This window comes from Burkholderia sp. Ax-1720 (assembly GCF_011753035.1).
In the GTDB taxonomy this organism is placed as follows: domain Bacteria; phylum Pseudomonadota; class Gammaproteobacteria; order Burkholderiales; family Burkholderiaceae; genus Burkholderia; species Burkholderia gladioli.
The window spans coordinates 115,122-141,687 of the sequence record NZ_VWWK01000002.1; the positions used below are offsets into that span (position 1 = coordinate 115,122).

The window sequence follows — 26,566 nt, forward strand, 5'->3', positions numbered from 1 at the left end:
GGGTAGGCGGGCCGTGGCGAGGTGTCCTGAAGAAGGACGGGGCGGGTTGGCCGCGATTATAGCAAGCGGCCGGGCGGCGTTTCGGCCGCTGGCGCTGCGCCGTGCGTGGATCCGAAGCGGGCGCGCCGTGGCCGGGCAGCGCGTTGCCGCGGCGCTGGCCGCGCTTGGCAGACCGAAGCAATCCGCGCCGGCACGCGCGTGCGGTCGGCACGCGTTTCACTCGATGGTCTGCGCCTGCTGCTGCGCGCGGGTGCGGAGCTGGAACTGGCCGTTGTCGTTGAACAGCCAGCTTTCCATCATCTCCACCTGGCCGCGGCCGTTCAGCAGGCCGGCGGGCGGACGCGGCAGCGGAGCGGCTCGGCGCAGCGACTGCAGGGCGATGGCCTCGGCGTCGTCGTCGCCGTTGCTGCGGTAGACCGAGGACTGCGCGAGCCGCCCGTCTCGATCGACGGTGAAGGACACGACGACCAGCGAGCGCAGCATCGCCTGCGGCGTGCCGTGCAGCACGCGCGCGGCGTTGGCGTCCAGGATCCGCTGGGCGACCGCGTCGCGATACTGGGCCTGGGTCGCGGCGCCGGCGCCCGGCCCCGGCGAGAGCACCAGGGCGCGCTGCGGCAGGGTGACGGTGCAGGCGGCCAGCAGCAGCGCGCCGGCGAGCGCGGCGATCCTGCCGCTGAGGCGGGCGATGTTGCCGGGCGAGGTGGGCGGGAGCAGGGTGGACATGGCGGATGGCTCGACGGGAGCGATCGGATCTTCTTGAGCATAGGCCTTGCCCGCCCGGAAAACATCGGGATAAACGATCCCGTGCCGATGGGGAGCGCCATCGGCAATCCAGCTAGGACGGCTCGTGAGCTGGTCTCTTGGCCAGTTTTTCGGCCATCGCCCTGGTGGCCGCCGTCGCGCAAGTGGCCCGCGCGGCCGGCAGCATCGAGCCGTCGCTCCATTCCTTGCGGGCGGACTTGTCGCATGAGGCGTCGCGGGCCTTCTTCCACTTCGCGATTTTCGACTCGAGGGCCGATTTCCGATCGGGATGCTCGCCGATGCGCTGATCGACGACTTGCTGCAGCTCACGTTCCGCGAGGATCTGGTCGCGCCAGGCGCAAAAATTCATGCTGGTCTGGTTCGAGTCGCAGTCCTGCAGGAGTGCCTGGACCTGGCTTGCCGGCAACCCGCTGCGTGCCGCGATCTCGTCGGCCGGCGACGGCTCGGCGAACGCATTCGTCGCGACGAACAGGGCGAGGAGAACAACAGTGCTTTTCATCGCGTTCCCTGTTGCGGTTGTGACTAGTCCAAGCGGAGTCAGCATGAAGCTCGGCATTTCACGCCTCCGGGGCAGAAATACGATTTTCGTTGCGAGGCAGGGGAACAGCGCCGCACAAAGCGTGGGCTGCCATGTGGGTAGGGGAACAGCAGGGATTTTATCCCTCGCTCGACAAGGCCAAGCGGAAGTGCTTGGCGGAAGCGGTGAGATTCGAACTCACGGACGGTTGCCCGTCGCCGGTTTTCAAGACCGGTGCCTTAAACCACTCGGCCACGCTTCCACGGCCGGCATTGTAACCGAAATGCCGCTGCCGTCCCCAGCTTTGGGGCGGCATCATGCGCATCCCGCATGGTTGGCCTGCCGGCTCAGCCAGCCGCGTCGTCGGCGTCGCGCAGGAACAGCTCCTGCAGGTCGTTGAGGAAGCGCTGGCCCAGCGGCGTCGGCGCGATGCGTTCGTAGTCGCGTGCGATCAGCCCGCGCCGTTCGGCCTCGGCCAGCGCCGGTTCGATGGTCGACAGCGGCAGCCCCGTGCGCTCGGCATAGCTGGCCACCGGGAATCCCTCGGCCAGCCGCAGCGTGTTCAGCATGAACTCGAAGGGCAGGTCGCGCGGGCCGACCTCGCGCTCCTCCTGCACCGGCGTGCCGGCCATCGCCTGCTCCATGTAGCTGGCGGGATGCTTGTAGCGCGCCTGCCGCAGGATCCGGTTCGGAAACGAGAGCTTGGTATGCGCGCCCGCGCCGATGCCGAGGTAGTCGCCGAAGCGCCAGTAGTTGAGGTTGTGCTTGCACTGCCGGTTCGGCCGCGCATAGGCCGACACCTCGTAACGCCCGTAGCCGGCCTGCGCGGTGCGCTCCTGGATCCATTCCTGCATGTCGGCCGAGGCGTCGTCGTCGGGCACGGCCGGCGGGAACTTCGCGAACAGCGTGTTCGGCTCGAGCGTGAGGTGGTAGAGCGACAGATGCGGCGGCGCATACGACAGCGCGGTCTCGATGTCGGCCTGGCATTGCGCGAGGGTCTGCTTCGGCAGCGCGAACATCAGGTCGAGATTGAAGTTGTCGAAGGTGCTGGCGGCGATCTCCACCGCCGCGCGCGCCTGCGCGGTGTCGTGGATGCGGCCCAGCGCCTTCAGGTGCGCCTCGTTGAAGCTCTGGATGCCGATCGACAGGCGGTTCACGCCGCTGGCGCGGAACTGCGCGAACTTGGCCGCCTCGAAGGTGCCGGGATTCGCCTCGAGCGTGATCTCGGCGTCGGCATCGAGCGGCAGCAGGGCGCGCACGTCGGACAGCAGGCGGTCGAGTCCGGCCGCCGAAAGCAGGCTGGGCGTGCCGCCGCCGATGAAGATGGTATGCACCTGGCGGCCCCAGACGAAGGGCAGCGCCTGCTCGAGATCGGTGCGCAGCGCGTCGAGATAGGCCTCCTCGGGGAAGCGCTCGCCCTTCCATTCGTGCGAGTTGAAATCGCAATAGGGGCACTTGCGCACGCACCACGGGAAATGCACGTAGAGCGCCAGCGGCGGCAACGCGCTCAGGCGCACCTTGCCCGGCGAGGCGAAGGTGGCGACGATGCGCTGGCCGGTTTCGGCGGCCTGGCTCACGCTGATTCTCCAAGGCGGGCCAGCAGCGCGCGCAGGGCGATCGCGCGATGGCTGATGCCGTTCTTGACGGCCGGCTCGAGCTCGGCGACGGTGGCGCCCAGCGCCGGCAGCAGGAAATGCGGGTCGTAGCCGAAGCCGTGCTCGCCGCGCGGCGTGTCGACCACCTCGCCATGCCAGCGCCCTTGCGCGAACAGCGGCTCAGGATCGTCGGGATGCCGAACCAGTGCCAGCACGCAGTAGTAGTAGGCGCGACGATCGTCGGTCTCGCGCAGTTGCGCCACCAGGTGCGCGTTGTTCGCCGCGTCGCTCTTCTCCAGGCCGGCGAGCTGCGCGTAGCGCGCCGAATGCACGCCGGGCGCGCCGCGCAGCGCGCGCACGCAGAGCCCCGAATCGTCGGCGATGGCGGGCAGGCCGGTGGCGCGCGAGGCGTGGCGCGCCTTGGTCAGCGCGTTCTCGATGAAGGTCGGATAGGGCTCTTCCGCCTCGGACACGTCCAGCTTGCCCTGCGGAATGATCTCGATGCCGACCGTCTCGAACAAGGCCGCGAATTCGCGCAGCTTGCCGGCGTTGTTCGAGGCCAGCACGATGCGCGAGAGGCCGTGCGACGGATCCTTGGCGATGCTCATGTCAGTCGCCCAGCGCCGCTTTCTGCAGCGCGATCAGTTCGCCGATGCCCTTCTGCGCGAGATCGAGCAGCGCGTTCATCTCGTCGCGCGTGAACGGCACGCCCTCGGCCGTGCCCTGCACCTCGACCAGGCCGCCCTTGCCGGTCATCACCACGTTCATGTCGGTATCGCAGCGCGAATCCTCGGCGTAGTCGAGGTCGAGCACCGGCGTGCCCTGGTACACGCCCACCGAGATCGCGGCTACCGAGTCGGTGATCGGCGAGCTCGCCAGCTTGCCCGCGGCGATCAGCTTGGCGACGGCGTCCTGCACCGCCACGAAGGCGCCGGTGATGCTGGCCGTGCGCGTGCCGCCGTCGGCCTGGATCACGTCGCAGTCGATATGGATGGTGCGCGCGCCGAGCTGCTCCAGGTCGACCACCGCGCGCAGCGCGCGGCCGATCAGGCGCTGGATCTCCTGGGTGCGGCCGGTCTGCTTGCCGCGCGCGGCCTCGCGGTCGCTGCGGGTGTGGGTGGCGCGCGGCAGCATGCCGTATTCGGCCGTCAGCCAGCCCTGGCCGCGATCGCGCAGGAACTCGGGCACGCGCTCGACCACGCTGGCCGTGCAGATCACCTTGGTGTCGCCGAACTCGACCAGCACCGAGCCTTCGGCGTGCTTGGTGTAATGGCGCGTCAGGCGCACCTCACGCAGTTGATCCGCGGGGCGGCCGCTCGGGCGCGAGGAGGAATTCGTCATGGGGAAGTGGGGCATTCGGAGGGAAACCGCGATTTTACCGCGCATGCCGGCCGCGCACCGGCCGTCGCTCGGCGAGCCGCTGGCCAAGACCTGGTTTCCGCCGCGATGCGCGCTTCCATGAACGGCCGGGCAGCACCGGAATCGATCGTCGCAAAGCGCCCCTCGCCGGGCCCGCGCGAGCCGATTGCCCAGCCGGGCGAGGGTATCGCCAAAAATGGGATAATGCCGGTTTCGCGCCCCGTGCCTCGTGAGCACCGGGTGCTCCTGGATTTCCGGGCCATACCGGCCCCCTCACCGGCGAGACCAACCATGATCTACAGCATGACGGGCTATGCGAGCGCGACGCGCGAACTCGTGGCCAACTCGGGCAACGGCGCCACCAGCGTGTCGGTCGAACTGCGCACGGTGAATTCGCGTTTTCTCGACCTGAATTTCCGCATGCCCGACGACGTGCGCGTGTGCGAACCGGCCCTGCGCGAGATGCTGATGAACAAGCTCTCGCGCGGCAAGGTCGATGTGCGCATCAACCTGCAGCGCAGCGAGCAGATGAGCCAGGCCGGCGCGCTCAATCGCGCGGCGCTCGACCAGCTCGCCGAGCTCGAGCGCGCGGTGCTGGAGTCGTTCCCGGATTCGGAGCGCCTGCGCACCGGCGAGATCCTGCGCTGGCCCGGCGTGCTTGCCGAGAGCGGCGTGTCGGCCGAGGCGCTGCGCGAGGCGGTGCTGGCCTGCGGCAAGGAAGCGATCGGCGAACTGGTGGTGGTGCGCCAGCGCGAGGGCGCGCAACTGGCCACCATGCTGCTCGGCAACGTCACCGAGATGGAGGCGATCGTCGCGCGCATCACGCCGCTGGTGCCGGAGCTGATCGCCAGGCATCAGCAGAAGATCGTCGAGCGCCTGCAGGAAGCGCTCGGCCTGGCCGCGTCCGAAGGCGGACAGACGGTGGTCACGCGCGAGGAAGCGGCCGAACGGATCCGCCAGGAAGTGACCATGTACGGGATCCGCATCGACATCGCCGAGGAGCTGTCGCGCCTCACCGCGCACCTGAACGAAACGCGCCATGTGATCGAGAAGGGCGGCCGCGTCGGCAAGCGCCTCGACTTCATGATGCAGGAACTGAATCGCGAAGCGAACACGCTCGGCTCGAAGGCGGCGGCCAAGGAACTGGCCGACGCCTCGATGGCGCTGAAGCTGCTGATCGAGCAGATGCGCGAGCAAGTGCAAAACCTGGAGTAAGCAAGATGATCGAATCGAACCGAGACGCGCATGCGCTGCATGCCGGCGCGTATCCCGGCAACCTGTTCATGGTGGTGGCGCCCTCGGGCGCGGGCAAGTCGACCCTGGTGAACGCGCTGCTCGCCAAGGACAGCGAGATCTGCCTGTCGATCTCGTACACCACGCGCAAGCCGCGTCCGGGCGAGCAGGACGGCGAGCACTACCACTTCACCAGCGTCGAGGATTTCCGCGCGCGCCACGCGCATCACGAATTCCTCGAAAGCGCCGAGGTGCACGGCAACTACTACGGCACCTCGCGCGTGTGGATCGAGGAGCAGATGCAAAGCGGGCGCGACGTGCTGCTCGAGATCGACTGGCAGGGCGCGCAGCAGGTCAAGAAGCAGTTCCGCAACGCGGTCGGCATCTTCATCCTGCCGCCCTCGCTGGCGGCGCTCGAGGAGCGCCTGAAGAAGCGCGGCCAGGACGAGCCGAACGTGATCACGCGGCGCCTGCTGGCCGCCGGCAGCGAGATCGCGCACGCCTCGGAAGCCGAATATGTGGTGATCAACGAGCACTTCGACACGGCGCTGTCCGAGCTGCAACGCATCGTGGCGGCCACGCGCCTGCGCGTGGCCTCGCAATACGCGCGGCACACCGAGCTTTTCATCGAGCTCGGCATCCATCTCCCGCACGCCGACTGAAGGCGGCGCACGAGGGACATAAGGTAGAATACGCAACATATTCAGAAGGAACACCCAACATGGCTCGCATTACCGTCGAAGACTGCCTGAAGCAAATCCCGAATCGCTTCGAACTGGCGCTCGCCGCCACCTACCGCGCGCGGCAGCTCGCGCAAGGCCATACGCCGAAGATCGAAAGCCGCGACAAGCCCACCGTGGTTGCGCTGCGCGAGATCGCGGCGGGCCAGGTCGGCATCGAGATGCTGAAGAAAGTGCCTGTTTAAGGCACACTCGATCCTTCAGCCATGTAGTCCGCTCGACCGACGTGCCAACCCAAGGAGGCGAACATGAGCAACACACCATCGTCCGCCTCCGCGGAAGCCGGCCCGGCCGAAGGGGCGGACGCCACCGAAGCGACGGCGAACTCGCCGGCGCGGCAGTACATCGATGCGGTCCTCGAACAATCGTTTCGCCATCTGTTCGGGCCGACCGCCACCCCGGAGCAACCTCGCAAGCACGGCGTCGTTTCGATCGCGAAGCTGACGGCCGCGCTTGCCGAGTACCTCCCTCCGGAGGAAATCAAGGAGGTGAAGGCGGCGTTCCACTTCAGTGACGAAGCCCACCTCGGTCAATATCGCCAAAGCGGCGAACCCTATATCACCCATCCCGTCGCCGTCGCGGAAATCTGCGCCGGCTGGAAGCTCGACGCCCAGGCCGTGATGGCCGCGCTGCTGCACGACGTGATGGAAGACCAGGGCGTGATGAAGAGCGAGCTGGCCGAGCGCTTCGGCCCGAAGGTCGCCGAGCTGGTCGACGGGCTCTCCAAGCTCGACAAGATGGAGTTCCGCAGCCGCGAGGAAGCGCAGGCGGAGAATTTCCGCAAGATGCTGCTGGCGATGGCGCGCGACGTGCGCGTGATCCTCGTGAAGCTGGCCGACCGGCTCCACAACATGCGCACGCTCGGCGCGGTGCCGATGGAAAAGCGCCGCCGCGTGGCGCGCGAGACGCTCGACATCTATGCGCCGATCGCGCACCGCCTTGGTCTGAACAATACCTATCGCGAGCTGCAGGACATGAGCTTCGCGAACTTCAATCCGCATCGCTACGCGACGCTCGAGAAGGCCGTGAAGGCCGCGCGCGGCAATCGCCGCGAGGTGATCGGCAAGATCCTCGAGTCGGCGCAGCGCGCGGTGGGCGAGGCGAAGCTCGAAGCGGAGATCATGGGTCGCGAGAAGACGATCTACAGCATCTACCGCAAGATGCGCGACAAGCAGTTGTCGTTCTCGCAGGTGCTCGACGTCTATGGCTTTCGCGTGGTGGTCGAGCATGCGCTCGAGTGCTACACCTGCATCGGCGCGCTGCATGCGCTCTACAAGCCGGTGCCGGGCAAGTTCAAGGACTACATCGCGATCCCGAAGATGAACGGCTACCAGTCGCTGCACACGACGGTGGTCGGTCCGTTCGGCGCGCCGATCGAGTTCCAGGTCCGCACCCGCAAGATGCACGAGATCGCCGAGGCCGGCGTGGCCGCGCACTGGCTCTACAAGAACGGCGGCGCCGATCTCAACGACGTGCAGATGCGCGCGCACCAGTGGCTCAAGTCGCTGCTCGACATCCAGAGCGAGGCGGGCGATTCGAGCGAGTTCCTCGAGCACGTCAAGATCGACCTGTTCCCGGACGCGGTCTACGTGTTCACGCCGAAGTCGAAGATCATGGCGCTGCCGCGCGGTGCCACCGCGCTCGACTTCGCCTATTCGGTGCACAGCGACCTCGGCAACCAGTGCGTGGCCGTGAAGATCAACAACGAGCTGCTGCCGCTGCGCACCGAGCTCAAGAGCGGCGATATCGTCGAGGTGATCACGGCGCCGTATTCGAAGCCGAACCCGGTCTGGCTCGGCTTCGTGCGCACCGGCAAGGCGCGCTCGGCGATCCGCCATTACCTGAAGACGATGCGCCTGAACGAATCGGTGCAGCTCGGCGAGCGCCTGGTCGACCAGAGCCTGAAGGGTTATGGCCTGTCGCTGGCCGAGATCGAGCCGGACGTCTGGGACAAGCTGGTGCAGTGGACCGGCAACAAGAGCCGCCAGGAGATCTTCGCGGACATCGGCCTGGGCCGTCGCGTGCCCCAGGTGATGGCCAAGCGCATCGAGGTGCTGATGAGCGGGCGCGATGCCGACGACGAACTCGCGCGCGGCGATCGCCCGGTCCATCACGCGCCGCCGGTGGCGATCACCGGCACCGAGGGCATGTCGGTGCAGTTGTCGGCCTGCTGCCGGCCGATTCCCGGCGACAGCATCATGGGTTATATCGGCATCGGCCTGGGCATGGCGATCCATACGACCGATTGCCGGGTCGCGCAGCGCATCCATCGCCGCGATCCGGGCCGCTGGATCGACGTCGCCTGGGCGCCCCAGCCGGGCCGCCTGTTCGACGTGACGGTCAAGGTGCTGGTCAAGAACACCAAGGGCATCTTCGCGCGCGTCGCGGCCGACATCACCTCGGCCGACGCGAACATCGTCCATATCGCGATGGACGAGGATCTGTCGCACGAATCGACGGTCCTGCGCTTCGTGATCCAGGTCAGCGACCGCGTCCATCTCGCCAACGTGATGCGGCGCGTGCGGACCAATCCCGACGTGATGCGGATCATGCGCGAGCGTTCGAGCGACGACACGGCGCATACGCGCCATGACGGCGGCATGCGGATCGATCGCGAACGGCAGGATTACTGAGGTAGGCGCGCCGCGCGTGGCGCGCGATCGCGAGGCAAGGGCGGCACCACGTATCGACGTCGTGCCGCTTTTTATTGTTTGGCGCCGAAGGCGGGGGATACGGAAAGGCGGCCCGGAAAACAAAAGGGCCTTCCCGGAGGAAGGCCCTTCAAAGATGGCGCGGCTGGCAGGATTCGAACCCACGACCCCTTGGTTCGTAGCCAAGTACTCTATCCAACTGAGCTACAGCCGCACGCAAAACGGTACTGCTTGTTAATACCGGGCAACCCCATGGGATTGCTCGTTTGAAAAGGTGGCGCGGCTGGCAGGATTCGAACCCACGACCCCTTGGTTCGTAGCCAAGTACTCTATCCAACTGAGCTACAGCCGCACGCAGGAGTGAGAATATAGCAAGGATTTTGGGGAAAGGGAAGGGATTCGTCACAATTTCTTCGCGAGCGGGTTTTATGTCCCTTTCGTGTACCCTTGGAGATTCCCTTACGCAGGCCCGGAGCCGAGTCGGAAACAGCATGAACAAGGCGTTTGTTAAGGAGTCGGACGGCGATGACGACGATCTCGACCATGCGCAGCCGGCCGTTCCCGCCGGCGCGAAGAACTACATCACGCCGGCCGGCCACAAGCGGTTGCGCGACGAGCTGCTGCACCTGATCGACGAGGAGCGTCCCGAGGTCGTCAAGCTGGTGTCCTGGGCCGCCTCGAACGGTGACCGTTCCGAGAATGGCGACTACATCTACGGCAAGCGGCGGCTGCGCGAGATCGACCGCCGCATCCGCTTCCTGACCAAGCGACTGGATCTCGCCGAGGTGGTCGACGCGAGCCGGCAGGAGAGCGCCGACCAGGTGTTCTTCGGCGCGACCGTCGACTACGCCACCGAGGACGGCGAGGATCACACCATCACGATCGTCGGCGTCGACGAGGTCGACCTCGATCGCGGCCACGTCAGCTGGGTCTCGCCGATCGCGCGGGCGCTGCTGAAGGCGCGTATCGGCGACACCGTCACGCTGATGACGCCGGCCGGCCCGCAGCCGATCGACGTGCTCGACGTGCGTTACCCGGCACCGGCTGCCTGAACCGCGTTCGGCTTGGCATCGAGCCTCCTCCTGCATGCAAAAAACAAAAGCGCCCCGCGGGGCGCTTTTGTGATTGCGGAGCCGCTGCGTATCAGAAGCGGTGGCGCAGGCCGGCCGTGACGGCGATCTGCTTGTTGCTCGACGAAGCGCCGCCCAGGCCGTTGACGTAGGCGCCCAGCGCCAGGCCATCGGTGCTGACGTGCTGGTATTCGCCCTGCAGGTAGACGTCGGTGCGCTTGGACAGCGCGTACGAGGTCTGCAGGTTGAACTGGTTCCAGCCCGGATGACGGCCGTCGAGGAAGCCGGCCGTGTAGGTCCACGAACCCGCCACCGACAGTGCCGGCGTCAGCGAGTAACGCGCGTTCACTTCGTAGTTGTTGAAGCGGGCGAAGGTGCCGTCCAGCGTGATGCCGGCCGAGGTGCCCGAAGCGCCGCCGCCGATGCCGAGCGCGCGATTCACGCGCGTCTGCGTGAACACGAAGCCCGCCGTGGCCGGACCGAAGGTGTAGGTCAGGCCGCCGCCGAACACGCGCTGACGCTTGCCGACGAAGGTGTTGTCGCCAGCGACGGCGCCGCCCGCATTGGACACCGCCGGCGCGGTCAGGCCGTTGATGTCGTTGTTCAGCTGCATGTAGCCGGCTGCCAGGTTGAAGCCCAGGTAGCTGTACGACACGCCGCCGCTGAACACGCGATTGTTCGAGAACTGGTCGCTGTTCGAGAACCCGTACAAGCCGCCGAACTTCAGGCCGTTCCAGTTGACGCTGGTGTACTTGACCGAGTTGTTGACGCGGAACGAGTTGTTCAGGTTGTCGTTGTCGAACGGGTGGGCGAACTGCGTGCCGCCGTATTGCGTGCCGGTCAGCGACAGCGGCCCGATGAAGTCCACCACGCTGTCGTACTGGCGGCCGAAGGTGACCGAGCCGTACTGGGTGTGGCCCAGGCCGACGAAGGCCTGGCGGCCGAACTCGCGGCCGTTCTGCTTGAGCGTGCCGTTATTGATGCCGAAGCCGTTTTCCAACACGAAGATCGCCTTCAGGCCGCCGCCGAGATCCTCGTTGCCGCGCAGGCCCCACCGGCTGCCGTTGACCGAGCCGCTGGTTTCCGACCAGGAGCTGTGGCCGCCCTGGTTGTTGGTATAGGTGATGCCGGCGTCGATCAGGCCGTACAGGGTCACGCTGCTTTGCGCATGGGCGGCGGTCGCGAAGACGCCGGTGAGCGCCGCTGCGATCAGAGTCTTTTTCATTGATTCGTCTCCATCAGATAGAGGAGCAGGCTCCCCCTGATTCATCGAGATAGTGACCATCACCGGAGGCGGCGGCGTGGCATGTCGAGGGTGGCGCCACAGGGCGCCGCAAATCTCCAAACCCGAGCGCAGTGTCGAGCGAGCGGCCGGCTCGCGTCGATTGCACTTTAAGCAATAATGAATTTAAGTTTGAGAAATGGTCGGGGATCGTCCGCAAACCGTTGTCAGGCAAGGCTCAGCGGCCGTTGCGGGAAAACGGTGAGGAACGCGAAGCGATTTTTACGTTGCGCGATGGAGACAGAATGAGGGAGGGAAGTGGAGGCAATCATCGGCGCTGATGATTGTTGAGGCTTCGACAATAGAGGTTTGTGAAGACCACCGATAATGGCGCGCGATGCAATCGCTATACTGAGGTCTCTGCTTTCCGAAGCAGACTTTTTCGTTGACGGAAAAGATCTCCAAACCTTTGTCAGCGCGACTTTCCAGTCGCGCTTTTTTTTCGTCCGGATCCTGGCGAGGCGTGGCTCAGTGGCGGCGCCGCTTCGGCGAACTCGTGTCGCGGGTGTCGCCCTGCGGCATCGACAGCGGCTGGGCCCAATCTTCCATCACGTAGTGACGCGCATCGAGCGGCGAGGCGAGCAGGTTCTGCCAATGGTCGCCGTGCCAGGTCGTATCGAATTCGACGCCGAATGCCTGAGCCGAGGTCGCTGCCGGAGTGATTGTTTTATGGCGTCGCAGCATGCCGAGTCGATGTACCAGTCGTTTCATTTGGTCGAGCAACATATTCACCCCCTGTACTTCCATGGCATGCTCAGCTTCGCAAAACAGAATGAATGCAACAACCCGGAAAAATACCAAGCCATGGATTTTTTACTGCTTCGGTATTTTTTGCTTTTTTGTTAATGGGCCCGTGTTTTCCTAGTAATAATGACAGGTTTTCATCGGCTAATTGGTGCATTTTGCCGGGGGTGTATCGTTTCCATCCGGATCGACGTCAAGCCGAATAAGAAGATGTGAAGAATTTTCTTGACGAGCCTGGATCGTCCCATTTATAAAAGCACCACGAAGTCTGCGGTGCTTACTGCTCATTGTCCACAAGGTTTGGCGGGGCCGGGGCTTTCGGTGACGGCACTCACGGGTTGCTCGTTTTATTTAAAATCGTTTGGGGAATCAGGAATATGGATACCGGTATCGTGAAATGGTTTAACGATGCTAAGGGCTTTGGCTTTATCACGTCCGACAACGGTGGCGAGGATCTGTTCGCGCACTTCTCGGAAATCAAGATGGACGGCTTCAAGACGCTGAAGGAAAACCAACGCGTTTCGTTCGACGTCAAGACCGGCCCGAAGGGCAAGCAGGCTGCCAATATCCAGGCTGTCTGATTCGGGTTATCCCCTGACGGGTTAACCCGGTATTTCCCGGCAGTTGATTCTCAGGTCGATCCGATATCGAGCCCCCGCCTTTGGCGGGGGCTTTGTTTTGGGCGGGTAGAATCGACACCGTGCGCGTGCTCGCGCTTCTTCCACCCGGTATCGTTTTCCGTAGACATGCTCGATTCGTCCTCGTCATACCCCGCCATCGACGGCCCGCTCGCCTTCGTCGATCTCGAAACGACCGGCGGTTCCGCCGCCGATCACCGGATCACCGAGATCGGCGTGGTCGAGGTCGGGCCGCAAGGGGTGTCCACCTGGACCTCGCTGATCGATCCCCAGCAGCCGATCCCCGCCTTCATCCAGCAGCTCACCGGCATCAGCGACGAGATGGTGCGTGGCGCGCCCACTTTCGCCTCGATCGCGGCCGAGCTGTTCGCGCGGCTCGAGGGCAGGCTCTTCATTGCCCACAACGCCAGCTTCGATCGCGGTTTCCTGCGCGCGGAGTTCGAGCGGGCCGGATTCGCCTTCAATCCCGACATGCTTTGCACCGTGCGCCTGTCGCGCGCGCTGTTTCCGCGCGAGTCGCGCCACGGGCTCGACGCGCTGATCGAACGGCATGCGCTGGTGCCGAATGCGCGCCATCGCGCACTGGCCGATGCCGACCTGGTCTGGCAGTTCTGGCAGCGCCTGCCGTCGTTGGTGCCGCCCGAGCGGCTCGGCGAACAGATCGCGCTGACCACGCGGCGCTTCCGCCTGACGGGCGACCTGACCGAGGACGATCTCGAGCGGGCGCCGGCCGGCTTCGGTGCCTACGCGCTGTTCGGCGAGGGGGATGCGCCCTTGTTCGTCGGGCGCAGCGTGCGCGTGCGCAACCGCCTGCGCGCGTTACTGGGCGGCGAGCGGCGCTCGGCCAAGGAGCGGCGGCTCGCCGAGCAGGTGCGGCGCGTCGAATGGCGTGAAACGGGAGGAGAGCTGGGCGCGATGCTGGCGGAGACGGCCTGGATCGCCGAACTGTCGCCGGCCTTCAATCGCAAGGCGGGCAGCAAGGCCGCCGACGCCCGTCGCGGCTTGAGCTCGACGGGCACGCCCTGGCCGTTCGACGGGCCGGTCGCGATCGTCGAGGGCGGCGAGCGCGCCGTCTATCATGTGATCGACCGCTGGCGTTACCTCGGTACGACCCCGGATCTGTCGAAGGCCGCGGCGCTGGCGGCGGCGTCTTCCGCCGGTGACGATCCCTTCAACACCAGCCTGTGCCGGATCCTGCAGACGCACCTGGCGCGCGGCCTGGCGACGGTGCCCCTGGCGCCGAGCGCGGCGGCCGTCGCATCGGTCGACGATTAGGCCGGCATCGCCCCGGGGCCGCTTCGGCCGGGCGGCCGCGTCCTTCAGCCGACGGCGCTCGCGCCGCCACCCGAGCAGACATGCGAGAGCGCAGTGTCGAGCGCCGGCGACTGCCGCGAGTCATAGCGCGTCAAGGTTTTCCAGTTGGCGATGCTGCGCGCCACGCGCGCCTGGCAATCGGGCGCCTCGCGCAGCGGCGCGACGCGCGCGAGCGCGGCGATCATCGACTGGGTGAGCTTGTCGAACTGCGGGCGCGTGGTGGTGGCGAGATCGGGCGGCGTGCCCGCGGGCGCCTGACTGGCGCGCCAGCTCGCGAACAGCGCGTTCTGCATGATCTTGCTCGCCTCGATCTGGTCGGCGAAGAAGGCATGCGCGTAGTCGCGGTCGATGCCGGCGCCGACTGCGCGCCGCTCGACGTCGGCGAGCAGCTGGGCCTCGCGCGGCTTGTCCTCGATCGGCTTGTGGTTGGCCCACTTCCACTGCGCCACCGGTTCGGCCAGCGCGATGCGCTGCGAGGCGAGGGCGACCAGGTTGGTCAGCGGGGTGTCGTCGCCGTCGGCGGCGGCCGACAGCGGCAGGCAGGCGAGCAGGGCGGCAAGCGAGGCCGAGGCGAGGGCCGTGCGGAACGAAGAAGTCATGGAATCGACGAGCGCCGGCGTGGGCCGGGCGAAGCGGAAAAATACGAGAATAAACGAAGACGTCGCGCGCGAGCGGCGCGAGGCGAAGATCAGCGCGCCAGGGCGAGCGCGCCCTCACGGCCGTTGTGGCCGGGGCGGCGCGAGGCGTGCCGAAGGGGGAGGCGGTGCAGGCGCAAGGAAGCGGTCGCGAGGCGACGCGTCACGATGCTGAACGGACCCTTACTTCGGGGAGCCGAGCTTGTGCTGCTCGTCGAAGAACGCGCGCACATGATCGGGCAACTCGGCGAGAAACTCGACGGCCACCGGCTCCGGGTCCGGGCTCATCACTTTCTCGGGAGGTGGCATGCGAAGTGGTTTCTCATCCATGATCAATCTCCTTGCGGTGACTCGATTATCGATCGCTTATCTCGATTTTTTCCAGCGGGGAATCGTTTCAATTTGTCGATGTTGCTTAAACCGCACACACGCCGTGATTTTGTCGGACCAGGCCCAGGCCTGCAGGGACGAATTCGATGCGTGCGCATCGAATTCGTCTGGTCACGCCGGGCGGATCTCCGGGTAAACGCGCTGCCGCAAGGCGCTGCGGCCCGAGGCCGGATCGGGCGAACGCGACGCGCGTGAGGCCGGGCGCAAGCGACGTGCCCTCGGCTCGCGGAGGTGGGCGAGGCAATCGGGAGTCAGCGGAGGCGGAATCGGGGAGGATGGCCGGGCCTTGCGCGGCCGGCGGTGGAAGCGCCGGCCCGGCGCGCCGATCGATCGGGCGCCGGGCGGCGAGGCAGGCAGTTTATGCGCGCCTGAACAGCCGGATGATGAACAGCAGGATGACGGCTCCGATCACCGCGACGATGATCGAGGCGAAGAAGCCGCTGCCGACGCTGATGCCGAGCACGCCGGCCAGCCATCCGCCGATCACGGCGCCGATGATGCCGACGATGATGTCGACGATCAGCCCGAAGCCGCCGCCCTTCACGAGCAGGCCGGCGAGCCAGCCGGCGATCGCGCCGATGATGAGCCACATAATCAAGCCATGAGCCATGGTGGTTCTCTCCTGTTGGATTGTTTGCTGCGAAACGAACCGGCCGCGGGCATCGAGATGCGGGTGACAGCCGTGGGCTGTCGGCTCCGGCCCGTTGCCCACGCAATGTACTGCAATAGACGGGTCAGGAGCGTTAAGTAATGTTAGACAGCGCGCGAGGGAGTTACCAAAGGTTTTTTCGGCCGGAACGGCTGGTCCGGACGATATTTCTCGATCTTTCGGCAGCCTTTCTGGACGGCCGCAAGGCGGGGGGGGGCGGGAGAAGAACGGCGGAAGCCGGAAAGCAAAAAGCCCGATCACGAGGATCGGGCTTCTTACTTGATTCTGATGGTGCCGGAGATAGGAGTCGAACCTACGACCTTCGCATTACGAATGCGCTGCTCTACCAACTGAGCTACACCGGCAACAAAGAAGTGAAATTATAGGGTGATTTCTGCGAGGCTGACAAGAGGTCTGGCGAGAAAATTTTCAAAATCCACCTTGGCGTCGACTAAGTGCTTGATCCTGCAGCACTCGCATCTCCTTGCCTGCCAAACCACCGGCGCCACCTCGGCCGCTGATCACCCCGGGCCCGCGATGTCCGTCGCCGGTCATCTGGCCCTGCGTCTCGCGACGCGGCGAATTCTACGTTGGAGCGCCTCGGGAGGAAAGCCCTGGCGGGCCTCCCGGGATGATTTTTTGCGGCACCGCCGCAAGCCTTCCGGCGGTGCCGAAGCGCTTACTTCGCGGCCGCTTCCTGGTGGTAGCGGGTCACGCGCTCGACCTCGTTGCGCGAGCCGAGGATCACCGGCACGCGCTGGTGCAGGCCGGTCGGCTGGACCTCGAGGATGCGCTCGCTGCCGGTGGTCGCGGCGCCGCCCGCCTGCTCGACGATGAAGGACATCGGGTTCGCCTCGTACATCAGGCGCAGCTTGCCCGGGCGGTCCGGCGTGCGGGCGTCGGCCGGGTACATGAAGATGCCGCCGCGGTTCAGGATGCGGTGCACGTCGGCCACCATCGAGGCGATCCAGCGCATGTTGAAGTTCTCGCCGCGCGGGCCTTCGCTGCCGGCGTTCAGCTCGTCCACGTAGCGCTTGACCGGCTCGTACCAGTGGCGCGCGTTCGAGGCGTTGATCGCGTATTCGCGCGTATCGGCCGGGATCTGCATGTTGCTCTGCGTCAACACCCAGGAGCCGAGTTCGCGGTCGAGCGTGAAGCAGTTCACGCCGTTGCCGGTGGTCAGCACCAGCACCGTCTGCGGGCCATACACCGCGTAGCCGGCCGCGACCTGCTTGGTGCCGGGCTGCAGGAAGGACTGCTCGGTGGCCTGCTGGCCGTCCGGGCAGCGCAGCACCGAGAAGATCGTGCCGATCGAGACGTTGACGTCGATGTTCGAGGAGCCGTCGAGCGGATCGAACACCAGCAGGTATTCGCCGCGCGGGTAGTTCTCGGGGATCGGGAAGAAGGTCTCCATTTCCTCGGAGGCCATCGCGGCGAGGTTGCCGCCCCATTCGTTGGCGTCGAGCAGGATTTCGTTGGAGAGGATGTCGAGCTTCTTCTGCACCTCGCCCTGCACGTTCTCGCTGCCGGCCGTGCCGAGCGCCTCGCCGAGCGCGCCCTTCGAGACGTGGTAGCTGATCGCCTTGCAGGCGCGCGCGACCACTTCGATCAACAGGCGCAGGTCGGCGGGAAGGTTGTGATTCTCACGCTGCTGCTCGATCAGGTATTTCGACAGCGTGGTACGTCGGGAAATGGACATTGCTGAGCTCCGAGAGGCGGGAAAACCGTTGTTTGCCGCAATTTTACCCGCCTCGCCCGGTGCCGCCCCCGGCTTTTTGTGGCGCAGCAGCAATCACGGCGATCAGGCTGCCGTCATGTCGATGTCACGGCAGCGCGATCTCGGGCAGAGCGGCGGCGGCGCTCGAGTGCATGGCGCGCACGAAATCGACCAGGCGGGGGCGCTGCGAGGAACCCGTCAGCCTTGCCGCGTAAAGCTCGCCCGACAGTCTCGCGCTGGCGGCGTGCAGCACCGGGCAGGCGCTCGCGCCATGCCTGCCGAGCTGAGTCGCCGCGGCATTGCCGAGCGGCGGAAGCGGATCACGCAACAGCGGGAACCATGTCCGCCGCGCAAGCCGATAAAAAACGGCCGGACCGCGTGAGCGGCCCGGCCGTTCTGCATGGCGGGCGAAGAGAGGGAGGCCGGATCAGGCGAGCGCCTTCTCGACGATCTCGCGCACGTCGCGCGACTTGACGCCTGCCGCCACGCGCGCGAGCGCCTCGCGCATGCGCTCGCGCAGCGCCGGCGTGAAGCGGCGCCAGTTCTCCAGCGAACGCGCCAGGCGCGCGGCCACCTGCGGGTTCAGCGCATCGAGCGCGAGCACCTGGTCGGCCCAGAACGCATAACCTGAGCCGTCGGCGGCGTGGAATTGCGCCGGGTTGGCCGCGCAGAAACCGAAGATCAGCGAGCGCGCGCGGTTCGGGTTCTTCAGGTTGAAGGCCGGATGCGCGAGCAGCTCGCGTACCGTGTCCAGCGTCGGATGCTCGGCCGTGCCGCGACGCGTGGCCTGCATCGAGAACCACTTGTCGATCACCAGCGCTTCCTTCTCGAAGCGTTGATAAAAATCGGCCAGCGCCTGCCGGGCCGGCGCCTCGGCGGCGGCCGAGCCGGCCGAGGCCGACAGCAGCGCGCCGAGCGCGGCGGCGCGGTCGGTCATGTTGTTGGCGCCCTCGTACTGCGCGGTGGCCAGGCGCACCGCCTCGGCGGGCTCCGCCAGCTCGGCCAGGTAGACCAGCGCGAGATTCTTCAGCGCGCGATGGCCGGCGTCCTCGGGCGTCGGCGCGTACTCGCCCGGCGTGCGATGGCGCTCGTGGATCGCCAGCCATTCGGCGCGCAGCGCCTGGGCCAGGCGGCCGCGCACGAACTGGCGCGCGCGGTGCACGGCGGCCGGGTTCGCCTCGCGCATCTGGTCGGCCAGGTAGGCCTCGGAGGGCAGGGTCAGCGCCAGTTCGCGGAAGGCCGGCGAGAGCGTGTCGTCGCTCAGCACGCGGCGGAAGGCTTCGACGAAGGCGTCGCCGAGCGCGAGTTCGGCGCCCGCGGCGGCTTGCTCGGCGAGCGTGAGCAGGGCCCGCGTGGCCAGGCGCTGGCCGGCTTCCCAGCGGTTGAACGGATCGCTGTCGTGGGCCAGCAGGAAGGCGAGCTCCTCCTCGCGATAGTCGTACTCGACGATCACCGGCGCCGAGAAGTTGCGCAGCAGCGAGGGCAGCGGCGCAGCCGGCACGTCGACGAAGGTGTACGCGGCCTCGGTCTCGGTCAGCTCCAGCACGCGCGTGGTGGCGCCGGCGGCGGCCTCGCCATCCAGGCGCAGCGGCAGGTCCTGGCCGTCGGGGCCGATCAGGCCGATCGCGAACGGGATCAGCAGCGGCCCGGTCTGGGTCTCGCGCGCGGCCGGCGAGGCCTCGCCGTAACCCTGGCGCAGCGTCACCGTGTAGCGCCCGGCGGCGGCGTCGTAGGCGGTCCTGACCGTCACGCGCGGCGTGCCGGCCTGGCTGTACCAGCGCTCGAACTGGGCCAGGTCGCGGCCATTGGCGTCGGCCATTGCGTGGCGGAAGTCGTCGCAGGTGACGGCCTGGCCGTCGTGGCGCTCGAAGTAGAGATCCATGCCGCGCCGGAAGCCGTCGCGGCCGAACAGGGTCTGGTACATCCGCACGACTTCCGAGCCCTTTTCATAGACCGTCATCGTGTAGAAGTTGTTGATCTCGACATAGCTCTCGGGGCGCACCGGATGCGCCATCGGGCCCGCGTCCTCGGCGAACTGCAGCTGGCGCAGCACGCGCACGTCCTCGATGCGCTTGACCGCGCGCGCGCCGGCGTCGTCGGCCTCGCCGGCCGACATGTCGGCCGAGAACTCCTGGTCGCGGAACACCGTCAGGCCTTCCTTCAGGCTCAGCTGGAACCAGTCGCGGCAGGTCACGCGGTTGCCGGTCCAGTTGTGGAAGTACTCGTGGCCGACCACCGCCTCGATATTGGCGAAGTCGACGTCGGTGGCCGTCTCGGGATTGGCCAGCACGTACTTCGTGTTGAAGATGTTGAGCCCCTTGTTCTCCATCGCGCCCATGTTGAAATCGCCGACCGCCACGATCATGAAGCGGTCGAGATCGAGCTCCAGGCCGAAGCGCCGCTCGTCCCAGTGGATCGAGTGGATCAGCGAGTCCATCGCGTGGCGGGTCTTGTCGAGGTCATGCGGCTCGACCCAGACCTGCAGCAGCTTCTTCGCGCCCGAAGCGGCGGTGATGGTCTCCTCGATCGCGACCAGCTTGCCCGCCACCAGCGCGAACAGGTAGCTGGGCTTGCGGAACGGGTCTTCCCACTTGGCGAAGTGACGGCCCTCGGGCAGCTCGCCCGAATCGACCAAGTTGCCGTTCGACAGCAGCACCGGGTAGGCGCGCTTGTCGGCGCGCAGCGTGACCGTGTAGGTCGCCATCACGTCGGGGCGGTCGAGGAAGTAGGTGATGCGGCGAAAGCCTTCCGCCTCGCACTGCGTGAAGAAGTTGCCGCTCGACACGTAGAGGCCCGACAGCGTGGTGTTGCCGGCCGGCGCGCAGGCGCTGTCGATCGACAGCTCGAAGGCGTCCGGCAGGTTCTCGACCGTCAGGCCGTGCTCGTGGGCGCGCACCGCGTCCACCGGCTGGCCGTTCACGCGCGCGGCCATGAATTCCAGCGATTCGCCGAGCAGTTCGAGATGCGGCGTGGGCGCGGCGTCGGGGTTGCGGCGCACGCGCATGGTGTTGCGCACCACGGTGCGCTCGGGCACCAGGTCGAATTCGAGCTCGACGCTGTCGATGAGGAACGCGGGCGGCGTGTAGTCGGCGCGGCGGATCACGGCGGATTGGGCGGCTGTATCGGACATGTCGTGCGTGGGCGTAGGAGTTCGTAAACCGGGGAAGGTCGCCGACCCGCTCGTGACGGGGGCGTGCGTGCATTGTACAAAGGGTTCGGATGTTGCGCGGACCGAACTTTCCGCCGGCCGGCGGGTCTGCCTGATGTCCCGGTGGGCGGCGCGCAGCGTATGATCGCGGTGCGCCCGCCGGGCGTCATCGAACACGAGGATCCAGATGAAAGCGAATCGTACGTTCCGCGCCGCCCTGTGGCTCGCGAGCGCCTGTGTCGTGCTGCTGTCGGGCTGCGCGAGCTATGTGAGCACCCAGGTCACGGCCTTCTCCGACTGGAGCGGCAGCGACGCGACCCGTACCTACGCCTTCACGCGCGACCAGGACGAGCAGAACAGCCTGGAGCAGGCGACCTATGAGAACATCGTCGCCAACGAACTGTCGACGCTCGCGTTCCGGCGCGTGCCGGCCGCCCAGGCGCGCTACCTGGTGGCGCTCGCCTACGGCATCAAGGGCGACCTGGTGAACGTGCCGCAGCCGGTCTACTACGATCCCTGGATCGGGCCCGGCCCTTACTGGCGCGGCGCCGGCGCCTGGGGCGGCTTCGGTCCCTGGGGCCCGTTCCCGACCGGCTACGTGAACCAGACCTACCGCGTCTACGAGCGCTCGCTGACGATCCGCATCACCGAGCGCGGCACCGGCCGCGAGGTCTACAACGTCAGCGCGCGCAATTCGGGCGGCGGCGGTTCGCTGGTGACGGCGATGCCCTACCTGGCCCGCTCGGCGCTGGCCGACTTCCCGCTCGGCAACGGTTCGACGCGCACCGTGCGCCTGCCGGTGGACCGCAACGGCGGCGGCCCGGCCGCGCCGGCCTCGAACGAGCGCGCGGTGCCGGCCGCCGCGGCTTCCGGCGCCGCGCCGGCGGCCGCCGCGAAATAAGGCGGCGCGGCGGAAGGCGGCGCGGCAGCGCCCGGCCGGGCGCCGATACGGCCCGCTTCCCCAACCCCGATCGTCGAAATCCGATCTTCAAAAAGCAGGGCCCGACGCGAGATGTCGCGTCGGGCCCTGTCTTCATCCGGATTCCTCAGCGAACGCCGGCCACGCCGGCGTCCGATCCCCCATCAGGCGAGCGCCGCCTCCGCCTGCCGTGCCGCATCGCGCTCGTGCACGCAACGGCCGGCCGCGTAGGTGCTGTGCACGGCGCGGTCGTCGCCGAGCATGGCGAGCGCGAACAGCAGCTCCTCCAGCGTCTCGGCGCGCGCGGTGCGGCGCGCCAGCAGCGGCGTGGCGCGCGGGTCGAGCACCACGAAGTCGGCTTCCGAGCGCGGCGCCAGGGTGCCGACCTGGTCCTCCAGCGCGAGCGCCTGCGCGGCGCCGGCCGTGGCCAGCCAGAACATACGCGTGGCCGTGAGGTGATAACCCGACAGCCGCGCCACCTTGTGCGCCTCGTTCATGGTCTGCAGCATCGAGAACGAGGTGCCGCCGCCCACGTCGGTGGCCAGCGACAGCGACGCGCGCTGCTCGGTGGCGCGGTCGAAGTCGAACAGGCCGCTGCCGAGGAAGAAGTTGGAGGTCGGGCAGTGGGCGATCACCGTGCCGGTTTCGGCGATGCGGCGCCGGTCCTCGTCGTCGAGGTGGATGCAATGGCCGTACACGGCGCGCGGGCGCAGCAGGCCGTGGCGATCGTAGATGTCGAGGTAGCTGCGATGGCCGGGGAACAGCTCGGCCGCCCATTTCACCTCGTCGACGTTCTCGGCCACGTGGCTCTGCACGAACACGTCGGGATGACGGCGCGCGAGCTCGGCGCAGGCTTCCAGCTGCCCTACCGTCGAGGTCGGCGCGAAGCGCGGCGTGAGCGCGTACATCTGGCGGCCGCGCCCGTGCCAGCGCGCGATCAGCTCGGCGCTGTCGTCGTGGCCCGATTGCGCGGTGTCGCGCAGGAATGCCGGGCAATTGCGGTCCATCAGCACCTTGCCGGCGATCATCCGCAGGTTCTTCGCCTCGCTGGCCTCGAAGAAGGCATCGGCCGACTGCTTGTGCACCGTGCAGTAGACCAGCGCCGTGGTGGTGCCGCTGGCCAGCAATTGGTCGACGAAGAAGCCCGCCACCTCGCGCGCATGCGCCGGATCCTCGAAGCGCCGCTCGGTCGGGAAGGTGTAGGTGTCGAGCCAGGGCAGCAGCCCCGGCGCCGGCGAGGCGATCATGTCGGTCTGCGGATAGTGGATGTGCGTGTCGATGAAGCCGGGCACGATCAGCTTGTCGCGCAGCGTGGTGAGGTGGGCGTCGGGCGCGAGGCGCCCGGCCAGCGCCGCGTAGGCGCCGGCGGCCACCACCCGGCCGTCCTCGACGATCAGCAGGCCGTCGTCCTCGAGCACGGCGGCGTCGGCGTCGCGGGCCGGGTCTGCGCGAAAGGTCAGCAGCCGGGCGCGGAAGGCGGTTTGGGTCATGAGCGGAACTCCAGCATCGAAAGGGTGAGGCGCGGCATCACAGCTGCGCGAGCAGCACGCCGGACAGCGCGGCGACGATCCACATCGCCGGCTTGATCTCGTGGCGCTTGCCGGTGAACAGCTTGAGCACCACGAAGGCGAGGAAGCCGTAGGCGATGCCGTCGGTGATCGAGTAGGTCAGGGGGATCAGCACCATCGCGATGAAGGCGGGGATCGCCTCGTCGAAGCGATGCCACTCGATCTTGGTGATCGACTCCATCATGAACACGCCCACCAGGATCAGCGCCGGCGCGGTCGCGATCGCCGGCACCAGCGAGAGCAGCGGCGAGAGCACCAGGAAGGGCAGGAAGCAGATCCCGGCCACCACCGCCACCAGCCCGGTGCGCCCGCCCGCCGAGATGCCGGCCGCCGATTCGATGTAGGCGTTGGCGGGGCTGGTGCCCAGCGGCGCCGAGACCACCGCCGAGAACGCGTCGACCATCATCGACTGGCGGATGTTGCGCGGATTGCCGTCGCGATCGAGCAGGTTGCCGGCTTCCGAGATCGCCATGAAGGTCGACAGCGCGTCGAAGAAGGCGGTGAACAGCATCACGAAGATGAACGGCCAGTAGGCCACCTTCAGCGCGCCGATCAGGTCGAGCTGGCCGATGCCGGAGAAGTCGGGCGCGGACACCAGGCCGTTCCAGTTGACGAGTGTTTTGGTGGCGAGCGCGGCCGGCCAGTAGGCGGTGCCGTCGCCCCAGACACGGCCGATCGGGATCGCCAGCACGGTGGTCACCACGATGCCGATCATCAGCGCGCCGGTCACGCGGCGCACCACCAGCACGGTGGTGACGGCCAGCCCGATCAGGAACGTGACGATCACCGGGTTCAGCGAGGAGGCGTGCACCACGGTGACCGGGTCGCCCACCACGAACTTGGCGTTGACCAGGCCGATCAGGCAGATGAACAGGCCGATCCCGCAGGACACGGCATGGCGCAGGTTGGGCGGGATCGCGTCCACCACCAGCTTGCGCGCGTTGAAGGCGGCCAGCACCGCGAAGATCACGCCGGCCCAGAACACGCAGCCGAGCGCGGTCTGCCAGGGCATGCGCCCGCCGTGCACCATCACGAAGGTGAACAGCGCGTTCATGCCCATGCCCGGCGCGACCAGTACCGGGTTGCGCGCGTACAGGCCCATCGCGCAACTGCCGAGGAAGCTGACGATCACGGTGGCGGTCAGCGCGGACGCGAACGGCACGCCTGCCTGGGACAGGATGCCGGGATTGACGACGATGATGTACATCGCCGTCAGGAACGTCGTGATGCCCGCGACGATCTCCGTGCGCAACCGCGAACCGGATTCGCGGATGCCGAAGAAGCGGTCGAGCATCGAGCTCGAAGCCGGGGCCTTGCTGCCGTTGTACGTGTCCATCGGAAAAGCTCTCCTCAGTCTCTGTTATGGGAACCACCGTGCGCATGCGTCGAGCGCATGCGCTCAAGGCACCGGCGCTCCCGACAGGACGTGGGCGTCATGCCGGGTGCCAGTGCGAATCGAGCTTCGCGATCAGCGCGGCGCGCTCGGCCTCGGTGACGAAGGACGCCTCGAATCCATTGCGGATCACGGTGTAGACGTCCTGGTCCTCGAGGGCGAGCGCGGCCACGGTCGCGAAGTAGTTGTCGTTGACGTAGCCGCCGAAATAGGCCGGATCGTCGGAATTGATGGTGACCGCCACGCCGCTGTCGAGCAGCACCTTCAGGGTGTGCTTGGTCATGTCGTCGAATACCTTGAGCTTCAGGTTCGACAGCGGGCAGACCGTCAGGGCGATGCGCGAATCGGCCAGGCGCGCCACCAGGGCCGCGTCCTCGATGCTGCGCACGCCGTGGTCGACGCGGTCCACCTTGAGCAGGTCGAGCGCCTCGATCACATAGGCGGGCGGACCTTCCTCGCCGGCGTGCGCCACCAGCTTCAGGCCCAGCGCGCGGGCGCGGGCGAACACGCGCTCGAACTTCGAGGGCGGGTGGCCCTGCTCGGAGGAATCGAGGCCGACGCCGATCAGGCGATGCGAATACTTCTCGAACAACGGCCGCGCTGCCTCGAAGGTGGCCAGCGCGTCCTCCTCGGACAGGTGGCGCAGGAAGCAGAGGATCAGCTTGCTGGACAGCCCGCGCGCCTGGGCGTCGGCCAGCGCGCGGTCGATGCCGGCCACCACGGTCTCGATCGGCACGCCGCGCTCGGTGTGCGTCTGCGGATCGAAGAAGATCTCGGTGTGCACCACCTTGTCGGCCAGCGCGCGCTCCACGTAGGCGGCCGTCATGTCGTAGAAGTCCTGCTCCTGGAGCAGCACGCTCGCGCCCGCGTAGTAGATATCGAGGAAGGATTGCAGGTCGGTGAAGGCATAGGCCGCGCGCAGCGCCTCGACCGATTCGTAGGCGAGCTTCACGCCGTTGCGCTCGGCGAGCTTGAAGATCAGTTCCGGCTCCAGCGAGCCTTCGATATGGATGTGCAGCTCGGCCTTCGGCGCGAGCGCGATCTTGTTCTGCAGATTCGGGGTCATGGTGCTCTTCTTGGTCGGTCAGGTTTGAGGGGAGGCCGGCACGCCGGCCGCCGGGGCGGCGTGCATGTCGACGACCTGCAGGATCTGCGCGGCCACCGAGATCGCGATGGTCTCGGGAGCCTTGTCGACGATGCCTTCGACGCCGATCGGGCAGCGCATCCGCGCGGTCTGCGCGGGGTCGATGCCGCTCGCGGCGAGGCGCTGTTCGAACTGCACGCGCTTCGACTTCGAGCCGATCATCCCGAAGTATGCATAATCGGCGCGCCGCAGGACGTGCTGGGCCAGCACGAAGTCGAAGGCGTGATCATGCGTCATCACCACGAAGTAGCTGTGCGGCGCGGCCTCGGCCACCGCCTGCTCGGGCGCCTCGCGCGCGTCCACGGCGAGGTTGCCGATGCCGGCCAGCGCCTCGGCGCTCGGGAACGGCGCGTCGCTCGCGTCGACCCAGCGCACCCGGCAGGGCAGGGTGGCCAGCACGCGCACCAGCGCGAGCGCGGCGTGGCTGGTGCCGAACAGCTCCACCGCGAAGGTGTGCGGCGCGATCGTCTCGGTCATCAGCGAGACGTCGCCGGTGCTCCACAGCAGGCAGTCGGCGCGCGTCACGTCGGCTTCCGGCTCGCTGAGCATCACCGGGTCGGGCGAGGGGCCGAAGGCGATGCTGCGCACCGTCGCGTGGCCGGCCGCGACGCGCTTGGCCAGCGAGGTGATCCAGCCCAGGTCGGCGATGTCGAGCCGCTCGAAGGCCAGCGTCACGGCGCCGCCGCAGCACTGGCCCAGGCTCGGGCCGAGCGGCAGCCGCTCGAGGCGGCGCGCGTGCGACAGGTGCGAGCCGTCCTTGAGCAATTGCCGTGCGATCTCGATCGCCTTCCATTCGAGATGGCCGCCGCCGATCGTATGGCGGGCCGTGTCGCGCGTGACCAGCATCTTGGTGCCGGCCTCGCGCGGCACCGAGCCCTCGGCGCGCGCCACCGTGACCAGCACCGCGGCCTCGCCGTGCGCGATCAACTGCTGGACGTCGGTCAACCAGGTTTCCATGGTGTGGGCCTCCGTCGTCAGCGCGCCGCCGCGGCCGCGTGGGGCGCGAGCGTGGGCGGGATGGATGGGACGGCGGGACGGGGCGCCCGGGCAGCGTGCCTGGGCAGGCCCTGGGCGGTGCCGCGAGCCGGCGGCGCGGCG

General features: G+C 67.3%; 25 protein-coding genes and 4 tRNA genes. 8 read left to right on the top strand and 21 right to left on the bottom strand.

What is annotated here, in order from left to right:
• Window positions 1–216 precede the first annotated feature (216 nt).
• The 6 genes from F3J18_RS01205 to rph form a co-directional block, all read right to left on the bottom strand.
• Entirely contained in the window at window positions 217–723 is a 507-nt protein-coding gene (locus F3J18_RS01205) for an energy transducer TonB (RefSeq protein WP_166910802.1), read from the bottom strand.
• A gap of 112 nt (window positions 724–835) precedes the next feature.
• Window positions 836–1,261: a lysozyme inhibitor LprI family protein gene (locus F3J18_RS01210; RefSeq protein WP_025098103.1), complete on the bottom strand. Its 426-nt coding sequence runs from the start codon at window positions 1,259–1,261 to the stop codon at window positions 836–838.
• Window positions 1,262–1,453: 192 nt separating this feature from the next.
• Window positions 1,454–1,541, bottom strand: a tRNA-Ser gene (locus F3J18_RS01215).
• Between the two features lie 85 nt (window positions 1,542–1,626).
• Window positions 1,627–2,856, bottom strand: a complete 1,230-nt coding sequence (gene hemW / locus F3J18_RS01220) for a radical SAM family heme chaperone HemW (RefSeq protein WP_166910804.1) — start codon at window positions 2,854–2,856, stop codon at window positions 1,627–1,629.
• Window positions 2,853–3,482, bottom strand: a complete 630-nt coding sequence (gene rdgB / locus F3J18_RS01225; RefSeq protein ID WP_025098101.1) for an RdgB/HAM1 family non-canonical purine NTP pyrophosphatase — start codon at window positions 3,480–3,482, stop codon at window positions 2,853–2,855. Before rdgB ends, hemW begins: the two co-directional genes overlap by 4 nt.
• Window position 3,483: 1 nt before the next feature.
• Entirely contained in the window at window positions 3,484–4,215 is a 732-nt protein-coding gene (gene rph / locus F3J18_RS01230) for a ribonuclease PH (RefSeq protein ID WP_013696950.1), read from the bottom strand.
• Between the two features lie 309 nt (window positions 4,216–4,524).
• On the opposite strand from rph, the gene F3J18_RS01235 reads away from it, so the two are divergent.
• The 4 genes from F3J18_RS01235 to F3J18_RS01250 all read left to right on the top strand — a co-directional run bounded on the left by F3J18_RS01235 (window position 4,525) and on the right by F3J18_RS01250 (window position 8,839).
• On the top strand, window positions 4,525–5,448 hold the full coding sequence (locus tag F3J18_RS01235) for a YicC/YloC family endoribonuclease (protein ID WP_025098099.1): 924 nt from the start codon (window positions 4,525–4,527) through the stop codon (window positions 5,446–5,448).
• A 5-nt stretch (window positions 5,449–5,453) separates the two neighbouring features.
• Window positions 5,454–6,128, top strand: coding sequence for a guanylate kinase (gmk, locus tag F3J18_RS01240; RefSeq protein WP_166910805.1), 675 nt, complete (start codon window positions 5,454–5,456; stop codon window positions 6,126–6,128).
• Between the two features lie 59 nt (window positions 6,129–6,187).
• Window positions 6,188–6,391, top strand: coding sequence for a DNA-directed RNA polymerase subunit omega (gene rpoZ, locus F3J18_RS01245; RefSeq protein WP_006999799.1), 204 nt, complete (start codon window positions 6,188–6,190; stop codon window positions 6,389–6,391).
• 63 nt (window positions 6,392–6,454) lie between these two features.
• A complete protein-coding gene (locus F3J18_RS01250) occupies window positions 6,455–8,839 on the top strand; it encodes a bifunctional (p)ppGpp synthetase/guanosine-3',5'-bis(diphosphate) 3'-pyrophosphohydrolase (RefSeq protein WP_017919497.1) in 2,385 nt (794 codons plus the stop codon).
• 155 nt (window positions 8,840–8,994) lie between these two features.
• Here F3J18_RS01250 and F3J18_RS01255 read toward each other — a convergent pair.
• Window positions 8,995–9,071 (bottom strand) — tRNA-Arg (locus tag F3J18_RS01255).
• Between the two features lie 61 nt (window positions 9,072–9,132).
• A tRNA-Arg gene (locus F3J18_RS01260) sits at window positions 9,133–9,209 on the bottom strand.
• Between the two features lie 139 nt (window positions 9,210–9,348).
• Here F3J18_RS01260 and greB point away from each other — a divergent pair.
• Window positions 9,349–9,909, top strand: coding sequence for a transcription elongation factor GreB (greB, locus tag F3J18_RS01265; protein WP_166910807.1), 561 nt, complete (start codon window positions 9,349–9,351; stop codon window positions 9,907–9,909).
• Between the two features lie 91 nt (window positions 9,910–10,000).
• Here the strand turns inward: greB and F3J18_RS01270 are convergent, their stop codons facing one another.
• A complete protein-coding gene (locus tag F3J18_RS01270; protein ID WP_025098096.1) occupies window positions 10,001–11,152 on the bottom strand; it encodes a porin in 1,152 nt (383 codons plus the stop codon).
• 525 nt (window positions 11,153–11,677) lie between these two features.
• Entirely contained in the window at window positions 11,678–11,932 is a 255-nt protein-coding gene (locus F3J18_RS01275; protein ID WP_205195240.1) for a hypothetical protein, read from the bottom strand.
• A 398-nt stretch (window positions 11,933–12,330) separates the two neighbouring features.
• On the opposite strand from F3J18_RS01275, the gene F3J18_RS01280 reads away from it, so the two are divergent.
• Complete coding sequence (locus F3J18_RS01280; protein WP_013696958.1) at window positions 12,331–12,534, top strand: cold-shock protein; 204 nt, start codon at window positions 12,331–12,333, stop codon at window positions 12,532–12,534.
• Window positions 12,535–12,699: 165 nt separating this feature from the next.
• Window positions 12,700–13,866, top strand: a complete 1,167-nt coding sequence (locus F3J18_RS01285; RefSeq protein WP_166910809.1) for an exonuclease domain-containing protein — start codon at window positions 12,700–12,702, stop codon at window positions 13,864–13,866.
• A 44-nt stretch (window positions 13,867–13,910) separates the two neighbouring features.
• On the opposite strand, the gene F3J18_RS01290 is transcribed toward F3J18_RS01285, so the two are convergent.
• From F3J18_RS01290 to pepN, 7 genes are all read right to left on the bottom strand, one after another.
• Window positions 13,911–14,504, bottom strand: coding sequence for a chorismate mutase (locus F3J18_RS01290; RefSeq protein WP_025098093.1), 594 nt, complete (start codon window positions 14,502–14,504; stop codon window positions 13,911–13,913).
• 219 nt (window positions 14,505–14,723) lie between these two features.
• The gene (locus F3J18_RS01295; protein WP_164465459.1) at window positions 14,724–14,828 is read right to left on the bottom strand and encodes a chorismate mutase; all 105 of its coding nucleotides are present in this window, start codon (window positions 14,826–14,828) and stop codon (window positions 14,724–14,726) included.
• 460 nt (window positions 14,829–15,288) lie between these two features.
• Window positions 15,289–15,540: a GlsB/YeaQ/YmgE family stress response membrane protein gene (locus tag F3J18_RS01300; RefSeq protein ID WP_166910826.1), complete on the bottom strand. Its 252-nt coding sequence runs from the start codon at window positions 15,538–15,540 to the stop codon at window positions 15,289–15,291.
• Between the two features lie 328 nt (window positions 15,541–15,868).
• Window positions 15,869–15,944, bottom strand: a tRNA-Thr gene (locus tag F3J18_RS01305).
• A 314-nt stretch (window positions 15,945–16,258) separates the two neighbouring features.
• Window positions 16,259–17,278, bottom strand: a complete 1,020-nt coding sequence (locus tag F3J18_RS01310; RefSeq protein ID WP_025098092.1) for a class 1 fructose-bisphosphatase — start codon at window positions 17,276–17,278, stop codon at window positions 16,259–16,261.
• A gap of 124 nt (window positions 17,279–17,402) precedes the next feature.
• Entirely contained in the window at window positions 17,403–17,624 is a 222-nt protein-coding gene (locus tag F3J18_RS01315; RefSeq protein ID WP_166910811.1) for a hypothetical protein, read from the bottom strand.
• 99 nt (window positions 17,625–17,723) lie between these two features.
• Entirely contained in the window at window positions 17,724–20,426 is a 2,703-nt protein-coding gene (pepN, locus tag F3J18_RS01320; protein ID WP_166910813.1) for an aminopeptidase N, read from the bottom strand.
• Window positions 20,427–20,631: 205 nt separating this feature from the next.
• Here pepN and F3J18_RS01325 point away from each other — a divergent pair, with 205 nt between their 5' ends.
• The gene (locus F3J18_RS01325) at window positions 20,632–21,345 is read left to right on the top strand and encodes a DUF4136 domain-containing protein (RefSeq protein WP_036037586.1); all 714 of its coding nucleotides are present in this window, start codon (window positions 20,632–20,634) and stop codon (window positions 21,343–21,345) included.
• Between the two features lie 182 nt (window positions 21,346–21,527).
• Here F3J18_RS01325 and guaD read toward each other — a convergent pair whose 3' ends face one another.
• The 4 genes from guaD to xdhC form a co-directional block, all read right to left on the bottom strand.
• Window positions 21,528–22,853 carry a guanine deaminase gene (gene guaD / locus F3J18_RS01330; protein ID WP_166910815.1) on the bottom strand — a complete coding sequence of 442 codons (1,326 nt, stop codon included), beginning with the start codon at window positions 22,851–22,853 and terminating at the stop codon, window positions 21,528–21,530.
• A gap of 37 nt (window positions 22,854–22,890) precedes the next feature.
• A complete protein-coding gene (locus F3J18_RS01335; protein WP_166910817.1) occupies window positions 22,891–24,267 on the bottom strand; it encodes an NCS2 family permease in 1,377 nt (458 codons plus the stop codon).
• 97 nt (window positions 24,268–24,364) lie between these two features.
• A complete protein-coding gene (locus F3J18_RS01340) occupies window positions 24,365–25,390 on the bottom strand; it encodes an adenosine deaminase (RefSeq protein ID WP_166910819.1) in 1,026 nt (341 codons plus the stop codon).
• Window positions 25,391–25,408: 18 nt separating this feature from the next.
• Window positions 25,409–26,425, bottom strand: a complete 1,017-nt coding sequence (xdhC, locus tag F3J18_RS01345; RefSeq protein ID WP_013696969.1) for a xanthine dehydrogenase accessory protein XdhC — start codon at window positions 26,423–26,425, stop codon at window positions 25,409–25,411.
• Between the last annotated feature and the right edge of the window lie 141 nt (window positions 26,426–26,566).

Bases quoted from the DNA above. Each gene is read 5' to 3' on its own strand.
- F3J18_RS01205 (WP_166910802.1), bottom strand. From the start codon at position 723: ATGTCCACCCTGCTCCCGCCCACCTCGCCCGGCAACATCGCCCGCCTC.
- F3J18_RS01210 (WP_025098103.1), bottom strand. From the start codon at position 1,261: ATGAAAAGCACTGTTGTTCTCCTCGCCCTGTTCGTCGCGACGAATGCG.
- rdgB (WP_025098101.1), bottom strand. From the start codon at position 3,482: ATGAGCATCGCCAAGGATCCGTCGCACGGCCTCTCGCGCATCGTGCTG.
- rph (WP_013696950.1), bottom strand. From the start codon at position 4,215: ATGACGAATTCCTCCTCGCGCCCGAGCGGCCGCCCCGCGGATCAACTG.
- F3J18_RS01235 (WP_025098099.1), top strand. From the start codon at position 4,525: ATGATCTACAGCATGACGGGCTATGCGAGCGCGACGCGCGAACTCGTG.
- gmk (WP_166910805.1), top strand. From the start codon at position 5,454: ATGATCGAATCGAACCGAGACGCGCATGCGCTGCATGCCGGCGCGTAT.
- rpoZ (WP_006999799.1), top strand. From the start codon at position 6,188: ATGGCTCGCATTACCGTCGAAGACTGCCTGAAGCAAATCCCGAATCGC.
- F3J18_RS01250 (WP_017919497.1), top strand. From the start codon at position 6,455: ATGAGCAACACACCATCGTCCGCCTCCGCGGAAGCCGGCCCGGCCGAA.
- greB (WP_166910807.1), top strand. From the start codon at position 9,349: ATGAACAAGGCGTTTGTTAAGGAGTCGGACGGCGATGACGACGATCTC.
- F3J18_RS01270 (WP_025098096.1), bottom strand. From the start codon at position 11,152: ATGAAAAAGACTCTGATCGCAGCGGCGCTCACCGGCGTCTTCGCGACC.
- F3J18_RS01280 (WP_013696958.1), top strand. From the start codon at position 12,331: ATGGATACCGGTATCGTGAAATGGTTTAACGATGCTAAGGGCTTTGGC.
- F3J18_RS01285 (WP_166910809.1), top strand. From the start codon at position 12,700: ATGCTCGATTCGTCCTCGTCATACCCCGCCATCGACGGCCCGCTCGCC.
- F3J18_RS01290 (WP_025098093.1), bottom strand. From the start codon at position 14,504: ATGACTTCTTCGTTCCGCACGGCCCTCGCCTCGGCCTCGCTTGCCGCC.
- F3J18_RS01295 (WP_164465459.1), bottom strand. From the start codon at position 14,828: ATGAGCCCGGACCCGGAGCCGGTGGCCGTCGAGTTTCTCGCCGAGTTG.
- F3J18_RS01300 (WP_166910826.1), bottom strand. From the start codon at position 15,540: ATGGCTCATGGCTTGATTATGTGGCTCATCATCGGCGCGATCGCCGGC.
- F3J18_RS01310 (WP_025098092.1), bottom strand. From the start codon at position 17,278: ATGTCCATTTCCCGACGTACCACGCTGTCGAAATACCTGATCGAGCAG.
- pepN (WP_166910813.1), bottom strand. From the start codon at position 20,426: ATGTCCGATACAGCCGCCCAATCCGCCGTGATCCGCCGCGCCGACTAC.
- F3J18_RS01325 (WP_036037586.1), top strand. From the start codon at position 20,632: ATGAAAGCGAATCGTACGTTCCGCGCCGCCCTGTGGCTCGCGAGCGCC.
- guaD (WP_166910815.1), bottom strand. From the start codon at position 22,853: ATGACCCAAACCGCCTTCCGCGCCCGGCTGCTGACCTTTCGCGCAGAC.
- F3J18_RS01335 (WP_166910817.1), bottom strand. From the start codon at position 24,267: ATGGACACGTACAACGGCAGCAAGGCCCCGGCTTCGAGCTCGATGCTC.
- F3J18_RS01340 (WP_166910819.1), bottom strand. From the start codon at position 25,390: ATGACCCCGAATCTGCAGAACAAGATCGCGCTCGCGCCGAAGGCCGAG.
- xdhC (WP_013696969.1), bottom strand. From the start codon at position 26,425: ATGGAAACCTGGTTGACCGACGTCCAGCAGTTGATCGCGCACGGCGAG.